The organism is Pseudomonas sp. UYIF39, from assembly GCF_029963765.1.
In the GTDB taxonomy this organism is placed as follows: domain Bacteria; phylum Pseudomonadota; class Gammaproteobacteria; order Pseudomonadales; family Pseudomonadaceae; genus Aquipseudomonas.
In genome coordinates this window covers 252,413-268,944 of the sequence record NZ_JALBYU010000008.1, presented here as the reverse complement: position 1 = coordinate 268,944, position 16,532 = coordinate 252,413, and the positions used below count along the sequence as shown (strand labels likewise).

Genomic DNA, 16,532 nt, shown 5'->3' with positions numbered 1-16,532 from the left:
TTTGCACAGGAGGTTGCAATGGGCGCTATTTTGAATCTGGTCGAACGGAATCTGCACGAAGTGCACGTCGATGCCGACCGCATGCTGTTTCACATCCCCAGTAGTTCGCTGTTCGCCAGCGATGAGCTTACCGGCACCATCATCGATACCTTGCGCGGCCCCGGCTGCTCGTCGGAAGACCTGATCCAGCGGTTGGCTTCGCGTTTCAACGGCGAGGAAATTACCGAGACCCTGCGCGAGCTGATGTCCCTGGAACTGGTCAGCGACGGCTCGCCGCTGACCCCGGACATCGGCACCAAACGGGTCGAGCGCACCGCGATCAACACCGTGGTGCTGAACGTCAACACCGGCTGCAATCTGAGCTGCACCTACTGCTACAAGGAAGACCTGGACAAGCCGTCGGCCGGCAAGAAAATGGACGTCGAAACGGCGGTCGCCTCGGTGGAAATGCTGCTGCGTGAATCGCCGGACGAAGAGCGTTTCACCGTGGTGTTTTTCGGCGGTGAGCCACTGAGCAATCGCAAGCTGATCGAGTACATGGTCGATTATTGCGAGAAGCGTTTCCGCGAGGCCGGCAAGTTCGTCGAGTTCGTCATGACCACCAACGCGACGCTGCTTACCGAAGAGACTGTCGACTACCTCAACGCCCACCGTTTCGGCCTGTCAGTCAGTATCGACGGACCAAAAACCGTGCACGACCGCAACCGCATCACAGTGGGCGGACAGGGCACGTATGACGTGGTGCGGCGCAAGGCTGAAATGCTGCTGTCGCGCTACAACAGCCGTCCGGTCGGTGCTCGTGTGACCCTGACCACAGGCGTCACCGACGTCGAAACCATCTGGGATCACCTGTTCAACGAATTGGGTTTTGCCGAAGTCGGGTTTGCCCCGGTGACCTCCGGCGACATCAGCACCTTCAACCTGTCCAGCGACGAATTGATTGAAGTCTTCGCTAGCATGAAGAGGCTTGGTCGGCGGTATCTGGAAGCGGCGCTGGAGCACCGCAACATCGGCTTCTCCAACCTGCACCAGTTGATCACCGACATCCACGAAGGCCACAAAAAAGCCCTGCCGTGTGGTGCCGGGTTGAAGATGCTGGCGGTGGACTACAAGGGTGAGCTGAACCTGTGCCACCGTTTCACCGGATCGAGCCTGCCGACCTTTGGCAACGTCCACACCGCCGTGAAACAGGTCGAGTTGAACGACTTCCTGTCCCAGCGCCTCGACCGTACCAACACCGGTTGCGAGGACTGTCAGATCCGCAATCTCTGCTCCGGTGGCTGCTACCACGAGAGCTACGCCCGTTACGGTGACCCGACCCACCCGACCTATCACTACTGCGAACTGATGCGTGACTGGGTCGACTTCGGCATCGAGGTCTACACCCGGATCATGGCCCACAACCCTGCGTTTATCAGCAGCTACATCACTCCGCGCAAGGCTCACTGATATGAAACATCTCAAGGCAATCAATAATAAAGCGCTGAAACTGGATGAGGCCGCGGCCGAAAACCGCATCGAAGAAGTGGTGGCGATGAGTTCCGTCGCCGGCTGCGCCTCGACCACCGACCCGGGTTGGGAAATCGATGCATTTGGCGGTGTGTCGTCGCTGTGCCAGCCGATGGAAGCCGACCTTTACGGTTGTTCCGACCCTTGCTGGTGGCCGGCCCAGGTGCCCGACATGATGAGCACCTACCCGGACTGGAACAAGGATGCCCAGGCGTCCAACGAAAACTGGCGCAACCTCGGGACTGTCTTTCCAAAAGACAAGTAATCGGTCAGATAAAAGGATTCCAGCATGCCTAGCATCAAAGCCTGCGGCCTGGCCGCGTTCGCCGTCCTGAGTGCTTGTTCGCTCAACGTTCTGGCCGATGAAAACACCGCACTACAAGATGGTCACGAGTACATGTTGACCACCAATTACCCGAACAACCTGCACGTCATCGATGTAGTCACCGACACCTTGTTCAAGACCTGCAAGATGCCGGATGCGTTCGGTCCTGGCACCGTGCAGTTGTCGCCGGACCGCAAGACCGCTTACGTGCTGAACAATCACTACGCAGATATCTACGGCGTTGAACTCGACAGCTGCAAACAGGTGTTCCACGCCAGCATCACCCAGAAACTGGGGGAGAAAGCGAAGTCGATGTTCGCCTTCACCCTCAGCCACGACGGCAAGGAATTGTTCACCATTGCCAACCCGACGTTGATGCTCAACGACCGCTACGAAGTGCAGCAACCGCGGCTCGATGTTTACGCCACCGATGCCGGCATGGACGCCAAACCCGTGCGCAGTTTCCCGGCGCCACGGCAATTGACGATCATGCAGAGCGGGGACGACGGCGCGCTGTATGTGGCGGGGGCGGACGTCTACAAGGTCGATGTGAAGACCGGCAAGTTCGACGTGCTGATCCCCAGCCGCCACTGGAAGCGCCCGGGCTACAGCGCACCGGACGTGCTCTACGTGTGGAACCAGCAGACCTATCGCCATGACTTCTCGCTGCTCTACACCGCGGCGAAATTCAAGGACAAGAAGCAGGACCCGTTGACCGCGGAGTACCTTTACGGGCTATTCAGCATCGACCTGAAAACCGGCAAGACCGAAACCACCGACTTCGGCCCTCTGACGGAAATCTACTTCAGCGGCATGCGCTCGCCGAAGGACCCGAACCTGATGTTCGGCGTGCTCAACCGCTTGGCGAAGTACGACATCAAGCAGAAGAAAATGCTGCAGGCGGCGACGCTGGATCATTCCTACTACTGCATTTCGTTCAACAAGGACGGCAGCAAGATTTATCTGGCGGGGACGTTTAACGATGTGGCGATCTTTGATCCTGAGAGCATGAAGCAGATTGGCAGCATCAAGTTGCCGGGTGGGGATATGGCGATCACGACCGCGCAAATATTTGTTCGGTAACCTCGGTGCCTGAACTGGCGCCATCGTCGGATCGCCGCCCGGAGCAAGCCCGCTCCCACAGTAGGTCGTCGGTGAACACACAATTTGTGTATGACCGAAAACCACTGTGGGAGCGAGCTTGCTCGCGATGAGGCCCTTACAAGCACTGAATCATCAAGCCCCAGGCACTGGACAAGTCAAATCCCCCTCCTGACACTTCAAATAATTCTTGAAAGTCTCCACCCGTGCCTTGGTCAACTCAGTAACACAGTTGCTGTAGATCAGCGGATACACACTCCCGCCTTCCACTCCGACGCTCGAGAACTTGCACTCGGCATCCCGAAACGCAATCCACGAACGCTGCGCCCCGATCAGCAGCTTTTTACTTTCGGGGTTGCTCTTCAAACGCTCGTTGATCTGCTGGTAAAGCGCATTCAACTCCTTGTCCGCCGTCTTGTGCTGTTGCGCCGCGCACTGATTCATCGTCGCCTGATCGGCGGCGTTGTCGCAGTCCACCGCATAAGCAGCGGTAGTGAACAGCAGAGGCGTCAGTGCCAGAAGAAAGCGTGGGTGCATGGGGATTCTCGCTTTGACAGGAAAGTTGGGATGCAGTTTAGTGCCGTATTCAACCCTCTATGTTTGCCATTCGGGGCATTTTTTAATCGATTCATAGGCAAGCCACGGCACGTCATGTGTCGTCCAGATATGCGCCTGAGGCGTCATTTTCGGGTCATCGTCCAGTGTGGCCACACGAACAATAACGTGGGGTTGGGCCAAGCGTTCCGCCATCAGGTGCGAACCGCAGACCGAACAGAAATGCCGCAGCTTGCCCGGCGACGATTCGTAGCTGCTCAGGCGGTCCTGGCCTTTGGTCCAGCGAAAATGTTCGCGCATGACCCCGGCTGTCGAGGCGAATGCCGCGGCGTGTGCCTTGCGACAGGTTTGGCAGTGGCAATGACTGATGGGCATGTCGAGATGATCGAGTTCGTACTCGATGGCTTTACACAAACAGCTGCCATGCAGGCTATTCATCGCGTGCTCCTGATTGCGTGAGGGTGGCTGCCCGCAGCAAACCGTCAGCCGTGGCTTCGATGTCTTCGCGCAAATGTAACTTCCCCAACCAACTGTCGGGAATGGCCTGCACACCGTAATGAGCCCCGGCCAACTGGCCAACGATGGCGGCAGTGGTATCGGCGTCGTCGCCCAGGTTGGCGGCTTTCAGGATGGCGGCTTCAAAGCTGTCAGTCTGATGAAAGCACCACAGGGCCGCTTCCAGTGAAGCAACACAGTAACCGCTGCCATGGATATCGCGTTCAGGTTTACCGAAATAATCGCCTCGCGCGATGGCGGCCACTTTGGGTTCCAGGCATGTCGTTTCTGACAAGCTGAGCACTTCTGCCTTGGACGCGCCTTGCAACGCTCGGTGGATCAGCTCGGCGAACAACTGACAGCATTCGACCGCTTCCGGTGCGGCGTGGGTGGTTCGCGAGCTGTTGGCGGAAAATGCCAGGACCCGGTCGCGATCGGGAAAGTAATACAGCACCATTGGCACCAGACGCATCAGCGAGCCGTTCCCGGCCGTGCGGGGATCGGTGGAGCCGGCGAACGGTTCGCCGGTTTCCTGATAACGCGTCAGGGCGTCGCGTACGGTCATGCCAATGTCGAAGCATTCACCCGTTGAGCTCAGATAACCCCATTGCCACCAATTCAAGTAACGACCCATCTGGTCGGCCGCCTCGAAGCCGTTTTTGCTCAGCAGGCTTTCGGCCAGGCACAGCGCCATCGAGGTGTCATCGGTCCATTGCCCGGGTTTCAGATTGAAAGGGCCGCCACCCACCATGTCGGTCAGGGGCTTGAACGAGCCGCGTGGCTGGAACTCGACGCTGGTGCCAACGGCATCACCGCAGGCCAGGCCCAGTAGGGCTCCGCGATAACGTTGCTTAAGTGAAAGCTGCATGAATCATCCTTGTCTGAGTCAACTTCGCCCTAACGTTAGCAGTTTCGGTCTTCTGGTTTTTGTCTTCAAACCAGGCGTTACACTTGGACATGCAGCCGAATATTTCAGGTAGGGTTGATTGCGCTACCCGATTGATACAACTTTAGGGTTGGTCTTGTGGTCTTACAGGCCTACTGTTCGGTACAGGAGGTGACTTATGAATCCAGCATCAGATCGCATCGAAAGGAAGATCCTGCTCAAAACGCCGCGCTCGCAGGTCTGGCGTGTGCTGGCCAATGCCGAAGCCTTCGGACAGTGGTTTGGCGTGGCGCTGGAGGGCAAGCGCTTTGTCGCCGGTGAATGGACCCAGGGGCAGATTACGTACCCGGGTTATGAACACTTGCTGTGGAACGTACTGGTGGAGCGGGTCGAGCCCGAACGGGTGTTTTCGTTTCGCTGGCACCCGTATGCCGTGGAGCCGGAGCTCGATTACTCCCAGGAACCCACCACACTGGTGAAGTTCGAACTCGAAGACATGGATGAAGGCACGTTACTCAAGGTCACCGAGTCCGGTTTCGATCACATCCCTCAGACACGCCGACTCAAGGCGTTCCGCATGGACAGTCGCGGTTGGGATGAACAGATGAACAACATCGAAGAGTTTCTCAAAGTCAGTGCCAAGGCGCGCGAGCGTCAGGAAGAGTGATGGCTTCACTGCTCGATACCTGAGCCGTCTAAGGGTTTTCGGAAGGGCGGCTATAGCGAATGTCCTACACGCGATGGTAGCTATGTCGTCTATTGCACATTGGATCCGAAGCGTAATCTAGCCTCATCAACCGAAGCACAGGAAGTGCTCGGGATCACGGATGATCGACCATAAGCAAGGAATCGCTGCCCGACAGGGAGTCGTAATGGTCTTGGGAAAAACCCGCTTCGGCGGGTTTTTTTTGGTCTGTCGAAATCTGCTTCAAGGTTCGAGTGGTCAAAGGCTTACACCCGCTAACGGGTATGTCGTCTTTTGATGCGTCACCGATGTGTTTAATCTGGATACATCAACTGAAGCGCAGGAAGCGTTCAGGATCACGGATGATCGACCATTGGCCAGGATGGCTGCCGACAGGATGTCGAAAATGGTCTTGAGAAACCCGCTTAGGCGGGTTTTTTTATGAGCGATGGAAAAACCTCGGCGCGTCATTTTGGCCGGAGGGAACGGCAGCCAGGCACTGGCTGCCGGTCGGGATGGATCAGCGTGCTGACAACTGATCGAGTTTCGCCGCTACACGTTCAGTGATTTCCGAGCGCAGTTTCAATGACCCGGCAGCACGTTTGCGGGCCTCCTCCAGCACACTGACCGGAGCCGTCTCAGGACTGCCCGACGCAAACGGCGGTGCCGGGGCATATTCCAGCTGCAACTGCACCAGCTCTGCCGTGTCCTTATCGAACAGCTCCGCGGCCAGGGTCAGGGCAAAATCGATGCCCGCCGTGATCCCTCCACCGGTCAACAGATTGCCGTCGCGCACCACCCGATCCTTCACCGGGATCGCCCCCAAAGGCGCCAGCAATTCGTGATAAGCCCAATGAGTGGTGGCGCGTTTGCCCTTCAGCAGACCCGCCGCACCGAGCACCAGCGCGCCGGTACACACCGACGTGACGTAATGCGCGGTGGCGGCCTGCGCCTTGATGAAGGCCAGCGTCTCTTCATCTTCCATCAACGGCCCGACGCCACTGCCGCCGGGAATGCAGATGACATCCAGCGGCGGGCAATCGTCGAACGTGGTGGTCGGTTTCAGCACCAGGCCCGTGCTTGCGGTGACCGGCATCAGGTCCTTCCAGATCAAATGCACCTTCACGTCCGGCAGCGAGGCCAGTACGTCGTAAGGGCCGGTGAGGTCCAGTTGCTGAACCTGTGGAAACAACAGAAAACCGATCTGCAACGTCATGGCATTTTTCTCATGAAGTGGGTGGACGACTTCACTTTAGGCTCGTACGATTTGGCGTATACGCCAATAACCCCACGAATTACGCCAATCATGCCGAAAACCATTCACGTGCTCGCCTTTGCCAATGTGCAACTGCTCGACGTCACCGGGCCATTGCAGGTGTTCGCCTCGGCCAACGATATTTCCCGCCAGCAAGGTTTTTCGCCACCTTATGCTCCGTCGGTGATTGCCAGCGGCGGCGGGGCGGTGATGTCGTCGGCGGGGCTGGCGCTGTTGGCCGAGCCGTTGCCTGAAGAGGGCAGTGACACATTGATCATTGCCGGTGGCTGGGGCGTTTACGACGCGGCCGAAGACCAACCGCTGGTGGCGTGGGTGCGTAAACACGCGACAGGGTGTCGGCGAGTATCGTCGGTGTGCACCGGGGCATTTTTGCTGGCGGCCAGTGGCTGGCTCGATGGCCGGCGGGTGGTCACTCACTGGACCCGTTGCGAGCAGTTGGCGCAGCAGCATCCGCGGCTGCAGGTTGAACCCAATCCGATTTTCATTAATGACGGCCCGGTCTGGACCTCGGCCGGGGTCACCGCCGGTATCGATCTGGCGCTGGCGATGGTCGAAGAAGACCTCGGCCGCACGATGGCCCTGGAAGTCGCGCGGCAACTGGTGGTGTTCCTGAAACGCCCCGGCGGGCAGTCGCAGTTCAGCGTGACCCTCTCTTTGCAAAAGGAAGGCAACCGTTTCGACGAACTTCACGCCTGGATCAGCGAAAACCTCACCAAGGATTTGGGCATCCCGAGCCTGGCCCTGCAGGCCGGCATGAGCGAACGCAGCTTCGTCCGCCACTACCGCGCCGACACCGGCCAGACGCCGGCCCGGGCCATCGAACTGATTCGGGTCGAGACCGCCCGACGTTTGCTCAGCGATACCGGCGTGCCGATCAAACGGGTGGCGGTGCAATGCGGATTCGGCAGCGAAGAGACGCTTCGACGCAGTTTTCTGCGGGCCATGGGCGTGACCCCGCAGGCTTATCGCGAGCGTTTCAGCGTAAGCCCTCCAACAGACCCAGTAACGCTCTGAGCGTTGCCTCGGGTGCTTCTTCGGGAATGTTATGGCCGACGCCCGCCAGCACTCGCCGCTCATAACGCCCGGTGAAATGGGCGATGTCTTCGTCAATCTCCGCTGCCGGTCCGACGCCATCGTCGGCACCACACAGAGAAATCGTCGGTACGCTGATCGGCGGCTGCTGGGTCAGCGTTTCTTCGATCCACTCCAGCGCCGGGTCGCCGGGCGCGTACATGAACCGGTGGCGATAGGAGTGAATCACCACCTCGACGAAATCCGGATTATCAAAGGCCGGTGCACTTGACGGATACAACTCAGGACCTTTTGCCCAGGTGGGTGACCACAACTTCCAGAGTAATTCACACAAGGCTCGACGATTTTTCGTCAGGCCTTCGACGCCGCGTGGCGTGTGGAAGTAGTACTGATACCAGAGGCGGTGCTCGGTGTCCGGGTCCAACGGTTTAGTGGAATGAGGAATGTTCTGAAGGTTGTAACCGTCGCCGGTCACCAGGCAACGAACCCGCTCGGGCCATAGCGCCGCCACGATGCACGCCGCCCGACCGCCCCAGTCGTAGCCGCACAGGGCGGCTTGTTTAATGGCCAACGCATCCATCAGATCCAGTAAATCCTGAGCGAGGGCAGCTTGTTGTCCGGAACGCAGGGTGTCTGGGTGATTGAACCGGGTCGGGCCGTAACCGCGCAGGTACGGGACGATGACGCGGTAGCCCTTGGCGGCGAGGGTCGGGGCGATTTCGTCGTAGGCGCGGGGGGAGTAGGGGAAGCCGTGGAGGAGGATGACGGCTTCGCCAGTGGTGGGGCCGTGTTCTTCGTAGGCGAGCGACAACCCTGGAGTTTGGGTGAAGTGGATCAGCGCTTCATTGTTCATTCGATACTCCAGAGAGGTTGTATTCGCCTGATTCCTAGACTTCCACTTCCGCCACCTGATTGAAGTACTTCGACCGATCCGGCGTAAACGTCACCACCATGTTGGTCCGCGAACAGGTCAAGGCCCGTTCTTCACTCAGCGCGATATCCAGATCTTCCCCGCGCAACCCCTGCCACTGAGCGAGGTACTTGAGGGATCCGTATTTTTCGAGTTTTTTCAGGCTGCGGCTGACGCCACCTTTCCAGCCCAGCACCGGCAGTTCGCCGGCAAGGCAGCGTTGGACGAGTTCGGGGAAACGGGCGGCGCGTTGGCGGCCGATTTCCCAGCATTTGATCAGGCCTTTGTCGTGGGTTTCCCACAATTCGTCGCGATTCAGTCCGGACCTGAGAGGGGTGTCGATGCTGCGGTGGATGCGCTGGGTCATTCTGGTTCCTTGAATTCGGGTTTTGTTGGACAGCTCCGCTGTACCCGTTGACGGTGGATGGTAGGGGGGGATGTAACGGCTGGCAACAAAGGATTTTTCCGGTGGTGGATGCGGGTTTTGTTTAAGCAATGCAGGACTTCGGACTACACAAACCTGTGGCGAGGTGCTCTCACGGCTGCCAGAAACTCTTCTCCCCACTCAGTTTCCGATCCAGGAAACTGGCCGCACTGATCAGGGCCAAATGCGTCAGCGCTTGCGGCGTATTGCCCAGATGCCGCGCATGGCTGTCGAACTCTTCGGCGTACAACCCCAGCGGGTTGGCGTACCTCAGCAGCTGTTCAAATTCCAGATGCGCCTTTTCCAGCCGGCCGGCGCGGGCCAGGCATTCGACGTACCAGAACGAGCACGCGGCGAAGGCGCCTTCGGTGCCGTCGAGGCCGTCGATCCGGGCTTCGTCATTGCGATAGCGGTAAACCATTCCATCGCGCACCAGATTCTTTTCGATGGCGTCGAGGGTCGCAAGCCAGCGTGGATCTTTGGCGCTGACGAAGCGCACCAACGGCATCAGCAACATCGAGCCATCAAGTGCGGTGCCGCCGATGTACTGGACGAAATGCCCGCGCTCTTCGTTCCAGAAATTTTCCCAGATGTCAGCATAGATCGCCTGTCGGGTCTGGTCCCAGCGGGCGAACGGGGCGGGCAGTGAGCGTTTTGAGGCGAGGCGAATGGCCCGGTCCAGCGCGACCCAGCACATCAGCCGCGAATGCAGGAAGTGATGCTGTTCGCCGCGCATTTCCCAGATGCCGACGTCCTTTTGCTCCCAGGTTTCGCAGACCTGGTCGACCACTTCCACCGCGTGTTTCCAGCCTTCATGGGAGATGGCGTCGCCGTATTTGTTGACCAGGTACACCGCGTCCATCAGCTCGCCGAAGATGTCGAGCTGGACCTGATCGTAAGCCTGATTGCCGATCCGTACCGGTGTCGCGCCGCCATGGCCGCAGAGGTGCGAGAGTTCGGTTTCCGGCAGTTCCTGACGGCCGTCGATGGCGTAGAGGATGTTGAGCTTCATGGACTTGCCGTGGCAATCGCTGACCCGCCCGCGCAGCCAGCGCATGTAATCATTGGCCTCCTGAACGAAGCCCAGGCGCATGAACGCGTAGACGGTGAACGAGGCGTCGCGGATCCACGTATAGCGGTAGTCCCAATTGCGTTCACCGCCGGGTGTTTCCGGCAGGCCGAAGGTCGCGGCGGCGAGGATTGCGCCATGCTTGCGCGAGGTCAGCAGCTTCAGCGCCAAGGCCGAGCGATTGACCATCTCCCGCCAGCGGCCGCGGTAGCTGGATTGGCCGATCCAGTCGCGCCAGAACTTCAGGGTCCGTTCCAGGCAAATCGCGGCGGCGCCTTCCTTGAATCGCGGGTCGTCGATACCGCCCAGCATGAATTCGGCGCTCTGGTCCTGTTCGAGGGTGAATTCGGCGACTGCCGAATGGCCGTCTATACGCAAAACCTGATCCGAAGACAGGCGCAGGGACGGCTGATCTGTGGCCTCGAAGGTAACGTCTTTTTCATCCATGCGCGCGCGGGTCTTGGCGCGAGCGTAGTCATGGCGCACGGCGCAGCGCATATAAAACGTTGCCTGGCCGCTGACCACACGAACCCGGCGCATCAGCAGCGGAGTGGCATCTTCGCTGTCGCCAATGGGCAGCAGGTCGGTGACTTCGACGACTGCGCGGTCGCTGAGCCAACGGGTTTGCAGCACGTTGGTGTCGGGCAGGTAAATCTGCTCGCGGCGAGCGTCGGGTAAATCCGGGGACAGTTGGAAAATCCCGGCCTCGGGTGTGTCCAGCAGCGAACAGAAGATCGACGGGCTGTCGAATTCCGGCCAGCAGAAAAAGTCCACACTGCCCTTGTCGTTGACCAGTGCCGCGCTGCGCATGTCGCCGATGATGCCATGGGCATCGATAGCGCTTTGTTTTTCGGGATGATGATCAGCCATTGCCGCGAAACTCCGGGAGTCTTGTGTCGAGGGCTTAACTAGCTGACTGGCGGGCGGTGATGAGAGTTCACGCCGAACCATGAAAGTTTCGTCACCTGACACTTGATCGTTCCCCCGGTGTGGGAACGATCAAGTCGTGGGGCCTTCACATTCCACCAACAATTGGCTGCTTTCCCCTCAACCCGCGTTTATGGCAACTTGCAGTCCCTTGTTGAGACCTGCACCTATGGCAAACCCCTACCGCGAGCTGTTCAAAGCTCCAGGCAGCAGCGCTTTTGTGCTGGCCGGGATGATCGCTCGCATGCCGATTTCCATGACCGGCATCGGCCTGATCACCATGCTCTCGCAACTGCAGGGCGGGTATGGATTGGCTGGCGCAGTGGCGGCCACGTTTGCCCTGGCCACGGCGTTTTGTGCACCGCAGGTTTCGCGGCTGGTGGACCGTTTCGGGCAGCGCCGGATCTTGCCAGTCTCGGCGCTGATCGGTGGCGGGGCGTTGTTGCTGGTGTTGCTTTGCACCCGTTTGCAGGCGCCGCAGTGGACGTTATTTGTGTTCGCCGCGCTGGCCGGTTGCATGCCAAGCATGTCGGCGATGGTGCGGGCGCGCTGGACCGAGGTGTATCGCGGCCAGCCTGAACTGCAAACCGCTTATGCGCTGGAGTCGGTGCTGGATGAAGTCTGCTTTATTGTCGGACCGCCGCTGTCGGTGGGGTTGTGCGTGGTGGCGTTCCCTGAGGCGGGGCCGTTGGCGGCGTTGTTGATGCTCGCGATCGGGGTGACGGCGTTTGTGCTGCAACGTGACACCGAGCCGGCGATTCATCCCCATGAAGAACATCATCAAGGCTCAATCATTCGCTCCGGCGAGATTCAATTGCTGATGCTGTTGATGGTCGCCATGGGCACCATCGTCGGCGTGGTGGACGTGGTCAGCGTGGCGTTCGCCCAGCAGCAGGACCAGCCGGCGGCGGCGAGCATTGTGTTGTCGGTGTATGCCATCGGCTCATGCCTGGCCGGTTTGGCGTTTGGGGCGTTGCGCTCGAAACTGCCGTTGCCGCGACTGTTCCTTTACGGCGGGGTGGCGACGGCGGTGACCACGTTGCCGTTGCTGCTGGCGACGAACATTCTCGGGCTGTCGCTGGCGGTGTTTGTCGCCGGGCTGTTTTTTGCGCCGACGCTAATTGTTGCGATGGCGTTGGTGGAGCGCATCGTGCCGCCGGCAAAACTCACTGAAGGCCTGACCTGGCTGGTGACCGGGTTGAGCATTGGCGTGGCGATCGGCGCGGCCAGTTCCGGTTGGCTGATCGATGCGTTTGGCGCGCGCAGCGGGTTCTGGGTGGCGATTGCGGCTGGCGCCGTGGTGCTCGGTTCCGCAGTCCAAAGTTTCCGCCATTTGAAATAGATCTTCGACTAATTCAGGTACTGGCTCATCCGTTCTCTTAACAGACAACTTTTCGAGTTAAACCCGGTGACCCAGCTGACATTGCTTTGCCTGCCCTGTCGGCGGCATGCCATGGCAGTCAGCGCCTGACGCAATACCTGTGGGAGCGAGCTTGCTTGCGATAGGGCCCTTATTAGCTCCACAAATCCAGAATCCTGAACCCTTCCTGAAGAGCCCCGCGATTCCACCATCCCACGGCTTTGCTTCGTTTACTCTGCAGAAATCGGGGCGTAAGCTTCGCGCGTTTTCAATCAATAGCGGAGACCCACAGTGGGTACTTGTTCGAGTGACAGTAGTCGGCCGGTTTCGATAACCGGCACCTTCCCGGCAAGATAACGCGCCACCTTTTGTGTCGTTGTCTCGCCGAAAAGCGAGCAGCGGCATCCCGATCGCGGCCAGTTCTGGTCCGTGTCCCGACGTCCCTCTCATCGACGCTGAACCGTGCGTGATGTTCGACTTTGTGTCGTCATCGCGGCGCATCGACACGCCTGCTTGAAGGTTTCCCGGCTGACCCTGGGGGAACTGCCATGAACCTGACCCTGCTCAAAGAATTCTTCGCCGGATTCCTGCGCACCCGCCACATCGCCCGACACTTCCGTCGATTGGCGCTGCTGGAAAACTTCACCGACACCACGGTCAGCCGCGAGGTGCCGCCCACCCTGGCGCAAACCCTGGTGAGCGCTGCCAACAGCGACACCGGCCAACTGCTGAACAACCTTGGCAGCCACACCGATGGCCTGAGCGAACTCGAAGCCGATGCACTGCGCGTGCAATACGGCCTCAACGAAGTCGAGCACGAACAGCCGCTGCCGTGGTGGACCCACTTGTGGCACTGCTACAAAAACCCGTTCAACTTGCTGCTGACCTTGCTCGCGGTCATCTCCTGGCTGACCGAGGACATGAAAGCCGCCATCGTGATTTTCTCCATGGTGGTGCTCTCGACCTTGCTGCGCTTCTGGCAGGAAACCATATCCAACCAGGCCGCCGACGCGCTCAAGGCAATGGTCAGCAACACCGCCACGGTGTTGCGCCGGGATGCGTCGCGTACCGAGCTGCCGATCAAGCAATTGGTGCCAGGCGACCTGATCGTGCTCTCGGCCGGGGACATGATTCCCGCCGATTGCCGGGTGCTCGGCGCCAAGGATTTGTTCGTCAGCCAGGCCGCGATGACCGGCGAATCGATGCCGGTGGAAAAATTCCCCCGTCAGCAGGACAGTGACACCCGCAACCCGCTGGACCTCGACAACATTCTGTTCATGGGCACCAACGTGGTGTCCGGCACGGCGATGGCGGTGGTTCTGACCACGGGCAACAACACCTATTTCGGCGCCCTGGCCCAGCGGGTTGGCGCTACCGATCGCGCACCCACTTCATTCCAGACGGGCGTCAACAAAGTCAGCTGGCTGCTCATCCGGTTCATGTTCGTCATGGCGCCGTTGGTACTGTTCATCAACGGCTTCACCAAGGGCGACTGGACCCAGGCGCTGCTGTTCGCGCTATCGATTGCGGTGGGCCTGACCCCGGAAATGCTGCCGATGATTGTCACCTCGACCCTGGCCAAGGGCGCAGTGTTCCTGTCGCGTAAAAAAGTCATCGTCAAACGCCTCGACGCGATCCAGAACTTCGGCGCCATGGACGTACTGTGCACCGACAAGACCGGCACCCTGACTCAGGACAAGATCTTTCTGGCACGCAATGTTGATGTCTGGGGCAACGATTCCGATGACGTATTGGAAATGGCCTATCTCAACAGCTACTACCAGACCGGCCTGAAAAACCTGCTGGACGTGGCGGTGCTCGAACACGTGGAAATCCACCGTGAACTGAAAGTCGGCACGGCATTTCGCAAGGTTGACGAGATCCCGTTCGACTTCACTCGCCGGCGGATGTCGGTGGTGGTCGCCGAGCGAGATCATTCGCACCTGCTGATCTGCAAGGGCGCGGTGGAAGAGGTGCTGGCGGTCTGCACGCGGGTGCGTCACGGCGAGGTCGATGAAGCACTGAGCGATGAACTGTTGGCGCGGATTCGTCAGGTGACCGCATCGTTCAACGCCGAAGGACTTCGTGTCGTCGCCGTCGCTGCACGGCCGATGATTGAAGGCCGCGACACCTACAGCCTGGCGGATGAGCAGGAACTGACGTTGATCGGTTATGTGGCGTTTCTCGATCCACCGAAGGAAAGCACCGCGCCGGCCCTCAAGGCATTGGCCGCTCACAGCGTGGCCGTGAAAGTGCTGACCGGCGACAACGAACTGGTGACCGCGAAGATTTGCCGCGAAGTCGGCCTGGAGCAACAAGGCCTGCTGATGGGCAACGACATCGAGCGCATGAGCGACGCCGAACTGGCTGTGGCGGTGGAGACCACCAACGTCTTCGCCAAGCTCACCCCGTCGCACAAAGAACGCATCGTGCGTTTGCTCAAGGGCAACGGTCATGTCGTCGGTTTCATGGGCGACGGTATCAACGACGCGCCAGCCCTGCGCACCGCCGACATCGGCATTTCGGTGGACAGCGCCGTGGACATTGCCAAGGAAGCGGCGGATATCATTCTGCTGGAGAAAAGCCTGATGGTGCTGGAGGAGGGCGTACTGGAAGGGCGCGGGACCTTCGCCAACATGCTCAAGTACATCAAAATGACCGCCAGCTCGAACTTCGGCAACGTGTTCTCCGTACTGGTGGCCAGTGCATTCATCCCGTTCCTGCCGATGCTGCCGATGCACCTGCTGGTGCAGAACCTGCTCTATGACATTTCGCAGATCGCCATCCCGTTCGATAACGTCGATGAAGAAATGCTGAGCAAACCGCAGCGTTGGCAGCCGGCGGACGTCGGGCGTTTCATGCTGTTTTTCGGGCCGATCAGCTCGATCTTCGACATCACCACGTTTGCCTTGATGTGGTACGTCTTCGACGCCAATACCCCGGACCATCAAACCCTGTTCCAGTCCGGCTGGTTCGTGGTCGGGCTGCTGACCCAGACGCTGATCGTGCACATGATCCGCACACCGAAAATCCCGTTCCTGCAAAGTCGCGCAGCGATGCCACTGATGGTGATGACTGGAATCATCATGGCCGTCGGCATCTTTTTGCCGATGGGACCGCTGGCGCACTACTTCAAATTGCAGGCGCTGCCGTCGCTGTACTTCGTGTTCCTGCCGGTGATTCTGCTGGCGTACATGGGCCTGACGCAGGCGGTGAAGGGGTTCTACATTCGCCGGTTTGGCTGGCAATAAAGCCGAACAGTTCCTTTGTGGCGATGGAGCTTTCCTGTGGGAGCAAGCTCTCTCCCACAGGGGACAGTCCCCTCGCCACAGGAGTCGTGTGTGTCGACGTTGGTGGTGCAAGCGTTCTGGAGTCCGAGTACGACGGAATAGCTGTTCTTTCGATTTTCCTTCTGCCACCGGAGGAAGCGTCTGGTTTTTAGGAAAAGTCCTACAGAAAGCTCGACGGGTCTTCCGTAGCCTTGCGCCCTCACGAATCTGACACTCTCCTGGGGGCCCGCGTTGTCGAACAAAGCCTTACGTATCCTGATCGCGGACGAGTTGCACTTTCACTGCATGAAGGTCGAGCGACTGTTCAATCAACTCGACTACTACCGGATAGCACCGGTGCACAGCCTTGAAGAGCTGTTGACCCTGGTCGAATACGGTTGCGAGCCATTTGATCTGGTGGTCATCAATGCCTCGCTGGCGGGCGGAGCGTTGAACCTGTTCGATTTTTTCCTTGATAACCAACAGGTTCATCACGCCTTGATCTATGACGGTCAGCAGGCGCAACTGCCGCCCATTCCTGCCTGCGTTCAACAGACGGTTGAGGTGAGCCACGCAATGCTGCCTGATCTGGCGTCGATTGCGCGGCTGATGGCGATCATCGACCCTCGTCTACCGTTCGTCGGCACTGTCATTTCTGTCAGGTAGTTGCGCCCGGTTTTCCATGCAAAAGTCTTTGCGCAGCCGGTAC

General features: G+C 59.2%; 15 protein-coding genes. 8 read left to right on the top strand and 7 right to left on the bottom strand.

From position 1 onward, the window contains the following. Nucleotides 1-18 precede the first annotated feature (18 nt). From peaB to peaD, 3 genes are read left to right on the top strand one after another with little or no spacing between them, the layout of a single operon-like run. On the top strand, nt 19-1,449 hold the full coding sequence (gene peaB / locus MO767_RS13975) for a quinohemoprotein amine dehydrogenase maturation protein (protein ID WP_282480965.1): 1,431 nt from the start codon (nt 19-21) through the stop codon (nt 1,447-1,449). A 1-nt stretch (nt 1,450) separates the two neighbouring features. After that, nucleotides 1,451-1,774 (top strand): quinohemoprotein amine dehydrogenase subunit gamma, encoded by a 324-nt coding sequence (gene qhpC, locus MO767_RS13970; RefSeq protein ID WP_008145336.1) that lies wholly within the window; start codon nt 1,451-1,453, stop codon nt 1,772-1,774. A 24-nt stretch (nt 1,775-1,798) separates the two neighbouring features. Continuing rightward, nucleotides 1,799-2,917 carry a quinohemoprotein amine dehydrogenase subunit beta gene (peaD, locus tag MO767_RS13965; RefSeq protein WP_282480964.1) on the top strand — a complete coding sequence of 373 codons (1,119 nt, stop codon included), beginning with the start codon at nt 1,799-1,801 and terminating at the stop codon, nt 2,915-2,917. A gap of 153 nt (nt 2,918-3,070) precedes the next feature. On the opposite strand, the gene MO767_RS13960 is transcribed toward peaD, so the two are convergent. From MO767_RS13960 to MO767_RS13950, 3 genes are read right to left on the bottom strand one after another with little or no spacing between them, the layout of a single operon-like run. Then, nucleotides 3,071-3,472: a lysozyme inhibitor LprI family protein gene (locus tag MO767_RS13960; protein ID WP_134423385.1), complete on the bottom strand. Its 402-nt coding sequence runs from the start codon at nt 3,470-3,472 to the stop codon at nt 3,071-3,073. A 57-nt stretch (nt 3,473-3,529) separates the two neighbouring features. Continuing rightward, nucleotides 3,530-3,928: a GFA family protein gene (locus MO767_RS13955; RefSeq protein WP_282480963.1), complete on the bottom strand. Its 399-nt coding sequence runs from the start codon at nt 3,926-3,928 to the stop codon at nt 3,530-3,532. Continuing rightward, nucleotides 3,921-4,853, bottom strand: coding sequence for an ADP-ribosylglycohydrolase family protein (locus MO767_RS13950; protein ID WP_282480962.1), 933 nt, complete (start codon nt 4,851-4,853; stop codon nt 3,921-3,923). Before MO767_RS13950 ends, MO767_RS13955 begins: the two co-directional genes overlap by 8 nt. 196 nt (nt 4,854-5,049) lie before the next feature. On the opposite strand from MO767_RS13950, the gene MO767_RS13945 reads away from it, so the two are divergent. Continuing rightward, nucleotides 5,050-5,538 (top strand): SRPBCC family protein, encoded by a 489-nt coding sequence (locus tag MO767_RS13945; protein ID WP_282480961.1) that lies wholly within the window; start codon nt 5,050-5,052, stop codon nt 5,536-5,538. A 538-nt stretch (nt 5,539-6,076) separates the two neighbouring features. Here MO767_RS13945 and inhA read toward each other — a convergent pair. After that, the gene (gene inhA, locus MO767_RS13940) at nt 6,077-6,772 is read right to left on the bottom strand and encodes an isonitrile hydratase (RefSeq protein ID WP_282480960.1); all 696 of its coding nucleotides are present in this window, start codon (nt 6,770-6,772) and stop codon (nt 6,077-6,079) included. A gap of 90 nt (nt 6,773-6,862) precedes the next feature. On the opposite strand from inhA, the gene MO767_RS13935 reads away from it, so the two are divergent. Beyond that, nucleotides 6,863-7,846 carry a GlxA family transcriptional regulator gene (locus MO767_RS13935; protein ID WP_282480959.1) on the top strand — a complete coding sequence of 328 codons (984 nt, stop codon included), beginning with the start codon at nt 6,863-6,865 and terminating at the stop codon, nt 7,844-7,846. On the opposite strand, the gene MO767_RS13930 is transcribed toward MO767_RS13935, so the two are convergent. The 3 genes from MO767_RS13930 to MO767_RS13920 all read right to left on the bottom strand — a co-directional run bounded on the left by MO767_RS13930 (nt 7,809) and on the right by MO767_RS13920 (nt 11,137). Next, nucleotides 7,809-8,717 (bottom strand): alpha/beta hydrolase, encoded by a 909-nt coding sequence (locus MO767_RS13930; RefSeq protein WP_282480958.1) that lies wholly within the window; start codon nt 8,715-8,717, stop codon nt 7,809-7,811. The two genes, MO767_RS13935 and MO767_RS13930, sit on opposite strands and share 38 nt — an antisense overlap. A gap of 34 nt (nt 8,718-8,751) precedes the next feature. Then, nucleotides 8,752-9,141, bottom strand: a complete 390-nt coding sequence (locus MO767_RS13925; RefSeq protein ID WP_282480957.1) for a hypothetical protein — start codon at nt 9,139-9,141, stop codon at nt 8,752-8,754. Nucleotides 9,142-9,310: 169 nt separating this feature from the next. Next, a complete protein-coding gene (locus MO767_RS13920; RefSeq protein WP_282480956.1) occupies nt 9,311-11,137 on the bottom strand; it encodes a glycoside hydrolase family 15 protein in 1,827 nt (608 codons plus the stop codon). A gap of 226 nt (nt 11,138-11,363) precedes the next feature. On the opposite strand from MO767_RS13920, the gene MO767_RS13915 reads away from it, so the two are divergent. The 3 genes from MO767_RS13915 to MO767_RS13905 all read left to right on the top strand — a co-directional run bounded on the left by MO767_RS13915 (nt 11,364) and on the right by MO767_RS13905 (nt 16,489). Continuing rightward, the gene (locus MO767_RS13915; protein ID WP_282480955.1) at nt 11,364-12,536 is read left to right on the top strand and encodes an MFS transporter; all 1,173 of its coding nucleotides are present in this window, start codon (nt 11,364-11,366) and stop codon (nt 12,534-12,536) included. A 566-nt stretch (nt 12,537-13,102) separates the two neighbouring features. Next, entirely contained in the window at nt 13,103-15,805 is a 2,703-nt protein-coding gene (gene mgtA / locus MO767_RS13910) for a magnesium-translocating P-type ATPase (protein ID WP_282480954.1), read from the top strand. A gap of 270 nt (nt 15,806-16,075) precedes the next feature. Further along, nucleotides 16,076-16,489 carry a response regulator gene (locus MO767_RS13905; protein WP_282480953.1) on the top strand — a complete coding sequence of 138 codons (414 nt, stop codon included), beginning with the start codon at nt 16,076-16,078 and terminating at the stop codon, nt 16,487-16,489. Nucleotides 16,490-16,532 lie beyond the last annotated feature (43 nt).